The 7,473-nt window shown below is 71.9% G+C and carries 7 protein-coding genes; all 7 read left to right on the top strand.

Annotation, left to right across the window (positions count from 1 at the left end; all coding sequences use genetic code 11):
- Positions 1-1,525 (top strand): hypothetical protein (locus H036_RS24675; protein ID WP_232421917.1); only part of this gene is annotated, 1,525 nt, incomplete at its 5' end.
- Positions 1,525-2,178 carry a CIS tube protein gene (locus tag H036_RS0120120; RefSeq protein ID WP_017936615.1) on the top strand — a complete coding sequence of 218 codons (654 nt, stop codon included), beginning with the start codon at positions 1,525-1,527 and terminating at the stop codon, positions 2,176-2,178. The genes H036_RS24675 and H036_RS0120120, both read left to right, overlap by 1 nt.
- The gene (locus H036_RS0120115; RefSeq protein ID WP_017936614.1) at positions 2,175-3,938 is read left to right on the top strand and encodes a phage baseplate assembly protein V; all 1,764 of its coding nucleotides are present in this window, start codon (positions 2,175-2,177) and stop codon (positions 3,936-3,938) included. The genes H036_RS0120120 and H036_RS0120115 overlap by 4 nt, the downstream gene beginning before the upstream one ends.
- A complete protein-coding gene (locus tag H036_RS0120110) occupies positions 3,935-4,414 on the top strand; it encodes a GPW/gp25 family protein (protein WP_017936613.1) in 480 nt (159 codons plus the stop codon). The genes H036_RS0120115 and H036_RS0120110 overlap by 4 nt, the downstream gene beginning before the upstream one ends.
- A 4-nt stretch (positions 4,415-4,418) precedes the next feature.
- Entirely contained in the window at positions 4,419-6,368 is a 1,950-nt protein-coding gene (locus tag H036_RS0120105) for a putative baseplate assembly protein (RefSeq protein WP_017936612.1), read from the top strand.
- Positions 6,365-6,976 carry a phage tail protein gene (locus H036_RS23905; RefSeq protein WP_017936611.1) on the top strand — a complete coding sequence of 204 codons (612 nt, stop codon included), beginning with the start codon at positions 6,365-6,367 and terminating at the stop codon, positions 6,974-6,976. The genes H036_RS0120105 and H036_RS23905 overlap by 4 nt, the downstream gene beginning before the upstream one ends.
- Positions 6,973-7,434 carry a hypothetical protein gene (locus tag H036_RS0120095; RefSeq protein ID WP_017936610.1) on the top strand — a complete coding sequence of 154 codons (462 nt, stop codon included), beginning with the start codon at positions 6,973-6,975 and terminating at the stop codon, positions 7,432-7,434. Before H036_RS23905 ends, H036_RS0120095 begins: the two co-directional genes overlap by 4 nt.
- Positions 7,435-7,473: the final 39 nt, after the last annotated feature.

Here is a 7,473-nt window from a genome sequence, read left to right as displayed (position 1 = left end):
CGAACAGTTGTCCGGCCCCGCGCCCACCCCCCAGTCAGCGGAACGAACGTTCGGCACTCCCGCGGTGCGTCGGCGAAGCGCGACGCTGGACGCGAGCGCTCCCGGCGCGCTCGCCCACGACAGCGGCGACTGGTCGCGCGCCTCGCTCAGCGCGCTGCGGTCGATGACCCCCGGTCTCGGCCTGGCCATGCCCGATCTGTTGACCATCGGACGGCGTGACGGCCGCGCTGCTGACAGCCCGGGCGCCTTGCCCAGCGGGTTCGGCGCCCCGGCGCAGATCCGCCCGGCGACCGGCGGCCTCGGAACGGGCGTGCTGCCGGCATCCCCAGGACCGCGCCGTGCCGACGCCGTGCGTGCCGACGCGGCCAACGGCGGCGCCGCTGCCACGGTCCGCCGTCGAGCGAGCGTACGTCGCGCCGCGGCCTCCGCCGACGGCCTGACTCTGCTCACTCCGAATCTCACCCGATCGCACGTCACCGCTGGCGAACCCTCGCCGATCCCCACAGCTGCGGGCGCCGGCGCGGATGCGGGGACTGGCGCGGATGCAGGCGCCGGCAGCGACACCTTCGCCGGAAGTCCGACGTCGCGCAGTGTCGCGCCCCATCCGGCGCGCCGCTCGGCGCTCCGCCCCGTGCCGGGCTCGGTACCGGGCTCGGCCCCGGGCTCGGCCCCCCGCACGGCGGCCGCTTCCGAGGCAGGCGCGCAGCCCGATGCGACCTCAAGCGGAACCGCCCCGAACCCGGCGTCGGCATCGCCGCGCCAGCCGGGTGCGCCGGTGCTGCGGCGTACTGAAGCGGCCGCGCTTGCCGGGCCGCCGGTGCCCGCGAACCCCGGCGGCGGTGATGCCGCGGCGCTGCGCGCATTCCTGCACGCCAGCACCCACGCCAGCACCCACGCCAACCCGCTCGGAGCGCAGCAGCCCACGAGCCGCCCCGGCGTCCGGGCACCCTGGCAGGCACCGTGGACCGATCAGGAGCAGAGCAGGAGGGAGGGCACGATGTCGAGTCCGGTTCCGGAGGGGCGCCCGCGACCGCCGGCGCTGCCGATCGCACCCGCGTCAGCAGACTGGGAGTACGACGCCGACCTCCCCGACGCGATCCGCCGCAGGCCGGTGATCAACGGCAGGACCCGACCAGGTGGTCCGCTCGTCGGCAAGGCCGCGAAGGCGGCGCAAGCGGCCAAGTCCGGCGACGGCGGCAACGCCGGCAACGGCAAGGGCAGCAGGTCCGGCACGTCCGGCAGGACCGGCCGGTCGCTGCTCGAGGACACCGCGCACCTGTTCGCGCCCGAAGCCGGTCAGGCGAACGGCGCCGACGCCGCCTCGGCAGCAGGCGCATCCACCGCGCCGGTGGTCTACTCGGCGCAGCCCGGCCAGGGAGTGGCGGGTCCCGCCGTACCGGCCTCCGCTTCGCTGGACCCGCAACAGCTGGACGAGGTGATCGCCGCGGTGGTCGAGCGGATCGAGCAGCGCGTCGTCGACGAACTCGAGCGGCGTGGCCGTCGCTCCGGAAGAGGCGGTTTCTGATGAGTCTTGCGAAGGCCTACCTGCAGATCGAGGGCGGGACTCAGATCCCGTGCCTCTACAACCCCGAGCAGCTCTCCATCAGCCGCAAGAACAGCTGGGACGCGCCCTCGATGCCGGGCAAGGGCGTCTCGACGGCGCAGTTCAACGGCACCGAGTCGGCATCGATGTCACTGGCGCTGAAGTTCGACACCACGCTGGAGGGCGTGCCGGTGACCAACTACACCGGCAAGATCCTCGCGCTGATGGAGCCGGATCCGAGCCTGGCCGGCTCGGACGAGGCCAGCAACAACGCCCGCCCGCGGACCGTCACCTTCGGATGGGGCAACCTGCAGAGCTTCGAGTCGGTGATCACCTCGCTGAGCCTGACCTTCACCTACTTCTCCGAGAGCGGTACGCCGCTGCGTGCCGACATGAGCCTGACCCTCATGCAGTACCAGCAGTCCGACGCCTTCGGCCCGCAGAACCCGACCTCCGGTACGCCGCGCCCGCACCGCGTGCACCGCGTGCAGCCCGGTGAGACCCTCGACCGGATCAGCGCGCGCTACTACGGCGACTCCACCAAGTGGCGCGCGCTCGCCTCGGCCAACAGCCTCGAGGACCCCCTCGCGGTACGTCCGGGCACGGTGCTCTCGATCCCACGGCTCGGTTCATGAGTATCGCGCTCGCGCCGGAGATCAAGGTCGGCGGCCAGGATCTCGCTGCCGCCTGGCTCGACCGGCTGGTCGGCGTGCGGGTCGATCTCCAGCTCGGTCTGGTCGGCCGCGCCACGCTGCGCTTCCGCGACTTCGGTGCGGCCCTCGCCGATGCGTCGGTCTTCACCCTCGAGAAGGCCGTCACGTTCGGCAAGGCGGGTGGCAGCTCGCCGATCTTCTCCGGCACCGTCGTCGGGATCGCGCTGAACCAGGGCGAGAGCCGCCAGCCCGAGCTGGTGGTCACCGTCGACGATGCCGCCCACAAGCTGACGCAGGGCACCTCGACCAAGACTTACCTGAACAGCAGCCTGAGCACCGTCGTCAACGGCCTCGCCAGCGCCCGCGGTCTGTCGGTCACCAGCGGCCAGGCCGAGAACGCTACGCAGGCCTACCTGCTGCAGTCGGGCACCGACCTGGACTTCCTCAACGAGATCTGCGCGCGTACCGGCCGGGTCTGGTGGGTGGAGGGGACCCGGACACTCCGCTTCGAGAAGGCAGGTACGTCGGACGCCACGGTCCGGCTCGCCTTCGGCACCGATCTGGACGGCTTCTCGGTCAAGGCGACCAGCCTGCGACCCGACAAGGTGGACGTGGTGGGCTGGGACCCGGCCCAGCAGCAGCCGATCACGGGCAGCGCGACCTCCGTGGAGACCAAGGCCCAGGGGAACCTGATCGACCCGTTCCTCGCCGATCTCGGCAAGGGCTCGAAGACGCTGGTGGTCCGGGACGCGGCGCCGATGGATGCCGACGAGGCGACCGCGATGGCCTCCTCGATCTTCGCCACCGCAGCCTCTGACGGCGTCGTCGCCCGCGGCACCGGCGACTTCAACGCCGCCATCGCGCTCTCCACGACCGTCGACGTCAGCGACGCCGGGCCGGCGTCGGGCAAGTACCTCGTCACGGCGGTCGAGCACCTCTACGACGTCAGTGGCTTCACCACCCGCTTCACCGCTGGCCCGCACCGGGCCCGGCACCTGGTTGACGTGCTCGGCGTACCGGCGGAGGGCAGCGGGTTCACCCTGCCCGGTGTGCTCACCGGCGTGGTGACCAACGTGGCCGATCCCGACAACGCGGGCAAGGTCAAGGTCACCTACTCCACCCAGGGCAACACCGTGGAGTCGCCCTGGGCGCGGGTCGTCACCATCGGCGCCGGCAAGGGCCGTGGCCTGGAGTTCCAGCCCGAGGTCAACGACGAGGTGCTGGTCGCCTTCGAGCAGGGCGACACGCGTCGTCCGCTCGTGCTCGGCGGCCTGTTCAGCGCGAAGAACACCCTGCCCACCTCGCCCAAGGCCGGGAACGTCGACGGCAGCGCCATCGCCTACCGGCGGATCACCTCGCGGTTGGGTCACGTCATCGAGCTCGCCGACGGCACCGCGGACGACAGCAAGTACGTGCTGGTCAAGCTGGCCGGTGGTCAGCACCAGCTGCGGATCGGGGCTGACAAGACGGATCTGACGATCGCCAACAAGGAGCTCACGATCACCAACGGGCCGGCAAAGATCGTCTTCTCCGAGCAGGGCGACATCACGATCCAGGGCAAGAGCATCACGCTCAAGGCCGACACCACCGTCGACGTGCAGGCGGGCACCAAGGCCGCGATGGCGGGCAAGACAGCGGTCGAGGTGCAGGGTGCGGACGTGAAGATCGAAGGCCAGGCGAGTACGTCGGTGCAGGCCTCGGGCCAGCTCGCCCTCAAGGGCGGGGTGGTGATGATCAATTGACCAGCGGACCTCACGAGAGCCGACTGCCGGCGCGGGTCACGGGCAACCGTGATCCGCGGGTGCCGGCCGGCACGGATCCCTCGTTCCTCGGGAGTGGCTTCGCCTGGCCGCTCGGCGTGGACCACACCGGTTCGATCCGGCTCTCGGACCCGGTTGCGGACCTGGACCGCTCGATCGAGCTGGTGCTGATGACGGCGCCGGGGGAGCGGCTGATGCGACCGCAGTTCGGCTGCCGGATCTGGGACCTGCTCTTCGAGCCGGTCACGCCGAACCTGCTGGGTCAGATCGCCGTGGCCGTGCGCCAGGCGGTCGCGCAGTGGGAGCCTCGGGTCGAGGTGGACGAGGTCGTACCGATGCCCGACGAGGACAACCCGGCCCTGGTCCGGATCGGCATCGCCTACCGGATCCGCGCCACCAACGACCGGCGCAACCTGGTCTACCCGTTCTACCTGATCCCCCACGACAGCGAAGAGTGAGCCGATGCCTCTCCCGACTCCCGGCCTCGACGACCGGACCTTCCAGAGCATCGTCGACGAGGCCAAGCGGCTGATCCCGCGCTACGCCCCGGAGTGGACCAACCACAACGTCTCCGACCCGGGTGTGGCGCTGATCGAGCTGTTCGCCTGGATGAGCGAGATGGTGCTCTACCGGGTCAACCAGGTCCCTGAGCGCCTCTACACGCACTTCCTCAACATGGTCGGCATCGAGCCGTTCCCGCCCTCGGTGGCGCGTGCCGACCTGACGTTCTGGCTCTCGGCGGTGCTCGAGGCGCCTGTCGTGGTGCCAGGCAACACCCAGGTCATGACCGCGGCGAGCGCGGCGGACGGCGCGGACGCGGTGGTGTTCAGCACCACCGAGGACCTGGTGATCGCCCCGCCGGTCCTCGAGGCGGCCCAGACCGTCCAGGTCGGGGGCGTCACCGACGACGTCTGGGAGGACCTGCGCTTCGGGACCGAGGGCGTGCGGGCGTTCGCGTCGCCCGCGCTGAGCCCCGGCGACGCGCTCGCCCTGGGCTTCCACGACAGCCTGGCCGGGATGGTGGTCCGGCTGGTGGTCGAGGCCCAGGCCGAGGGCATCGGCGTCGACCCGAACCGGCCGCCGCTGGCGTGGGAGGTGTGGAACGGCGAGGGCTGGATCGCCTGCACCGTGCACCAGGACTCCACCGGCGGGCTCAACCGGGCCGGCGAGATCGTGCTCCTGGTCCCGGTCGAGCATGCGCCCTCCACGATCGGCAACCAGGCTGCCTACTGGTTGCGCGCGCGGCTGCTCGCGCCGTTGCCGGGCCAGCCGACGTACCGGGCCTCGCCGCGGGTCCGTGGTCTCAGCGTCGAGGCGCTGGGCGGCACGGTGCTGGCCGAGCACGCCGAGCAGCTGCCCGGCGAGGTGATCGGCCGCAGCGACGGTACGCCGGGGCAGAGCTTCATCGTCTCGCGCACGCCGGTGCTGCCGCGTCGGACCGGTGAGCACGTGCTCGTCCGCGACGACGACCGGGAGGCCGTCTGGCGCGAGGTCGAGGACTTCTCGCTCGCCGGGCCCGACGACCAGGTCTACGTCTGGGACGGCGGCTCGGGCATCGTCCGCTTCGGTCCGCGGGTGCGCTACGCCGACGGAACCGTGCGCCAGCACGGTGCGATCCCGCGCGACGGCGCCCGGATCGAGGTCAGCGGCTACCGCCACGGCGGCGGGGTGCGCGGCAACGTCGGGGCTCGCACCCTGACCCTGATGCGCACCACGGTGCCGTTCGTGAATGCCGTCTCCAACCTCGGTCGGGCGGCGGGTGGCGTCGACGCCGAGTCGGTGGCGGAGGCCAAGGAGCGCGGTCCGCTGACGCTGCGTACGGGTCAGCGCGCCGTCACCGTCGGCGACTTCGAGCGGCTGACCCTGGAGTCCTCGCCGGAGGTGGCTCGGGCTCGGTGCCAGCCGGCGGGGCCCGGGAACGCGCACGTCCAGCTCCTGGTCGTGCCGCAGGTACGCCGTGAGATCGGCGAGCATCACCTCGACGACTACGCCATCTCCCCGGCGCTGATGGAGACCATCACCGCACACCTGGACCAGCATCGGATCGTCGGTACGGCGATCGAGGTCGGCACGCCCTACTACCAGGGCGTCTCGGTGGTGGCGCTCGTGCACGGCGACCCCGGCCGGCCGCCCGCGCTCGTGCAGCAGCGCGCCGTGGATGCGCTCGACCGCTACCTCAACCCGCTGCTCGGCGGCGCCGACGGCACCGGCTGGCCCTTCGACGCCGACGTCAACGCCGCCACCGTCACCCAGCTGCTGGAGTCGGTCGAGGGGGTGGAGCGGGTCGAGGAGGTGCTGCTCTACGAGTTCGACCTGCGCACCGGCCGGCGGCTCGGTGCGGCGAAGGACGTCATCCGACTCGACCGGCAGTCGCTCTTCCTCTCCGCCGCGCACCGGGTGGTCGTGCGATGACGCTCGCTCCCTACGTCTCGCAGCAGCCGAGCGGGCAGCTGCGGCCGCGCCGCGACCCGGACTGGATGGTGCACCAGCTGCCGGTCCAGATGGTGGCGCACGACTTCTTCCGCCGGTTCGTCTCCATCTTCCAGGAGCTCGGCACGACGCTCCTGGAGGACGCCGACAACATCGACCACATCCTCGACGTGTCGGTCGCACCGCCGGAGCTGGTGCGGTGGCTGGGGTCGTGGATCTCGGCCGCTCCGATCGACGAGGCGCTGCCCGAGGACCTGCAGCGCCGGATGGTGCGCAGCGCCGCCCGCACGCTGACCTGGCGCGGGACCGCGCACGGCCTGCGCGAGTTCCTCGAGCTGCTCAGCGACGGTCCGGCCGAGGTCGAGGACGGCGGCGGGATCTGGCGCAGCGGTGATGCCCCGGCGGATGCCGCCTGGGTGCGGCTGCGGGTGGCGTCGACGGGCCAGCTCGCGGTGGCGGAGTTCATCGAGCGGATCCGCGACGAGGTGCCGGCGCATGCTCGGGCCGAGCTCTACGTGGCCGATGAGTTGGTGTGGCGATCGGGCGAGGACTCCGGCTCGCACCGATCGTCGTACGGGAGGAAGGCATGAGCGAGCAGCGCGTGGACCAGCGAGGGGCGGTGGCGTGCCCCGAGTGCGGTACGTCGGCCCAGGTCGCCTTGAACCGGCGTGACGCCCAGGACTTCTGCGGCAAGTGCGACTTCCCGCTGTTCTGGACGCCGGCCGAGGTCATCCGGGACGGCGCGGAGGGCAGTGGCGAGAACCTGCGTCGCCTGCCCGGCACCGCGGGCAGGGTCACTGTCGCATCGATCCCCTGTCCGACCTGTGCGGAGGCCAATCCCGTCGGTGCCGAGACATGCCTGCGCTGCGGCGGGCCGATGGTGCTGGTGACGGCACCCGAGCCGATCACCGTGATCGCGCCTCCGCCGCCCCCACCGGCTCCTGCGCCGGAGCCGGAGCCGGCCGGGATCGACTGGTACTGGTGGCTCGTCGGTGGTGCGACGCTGGTAGCGCTGATCGCCCTGATCGTGGTAGTGCTGGCCCGCTGATCCGGCGTCTTGGACCGTCTCGAGGAGCCGGGCGGGGGC

The sequence above is a fragment of the Nocardioides sp. Iso805N genome (assembly GCF_000364605.1).
Lineage (GTDB): Bacteria > Actinomycetota > Actinomycetes > Propionibacteriales > Nocardioidaceae > Nocardioides.
The sequence above is the reverse complement of the archived record's forward strand: the minus strand, read 5'-3'. Positions and strand labels throughout refer to the sequence as shown.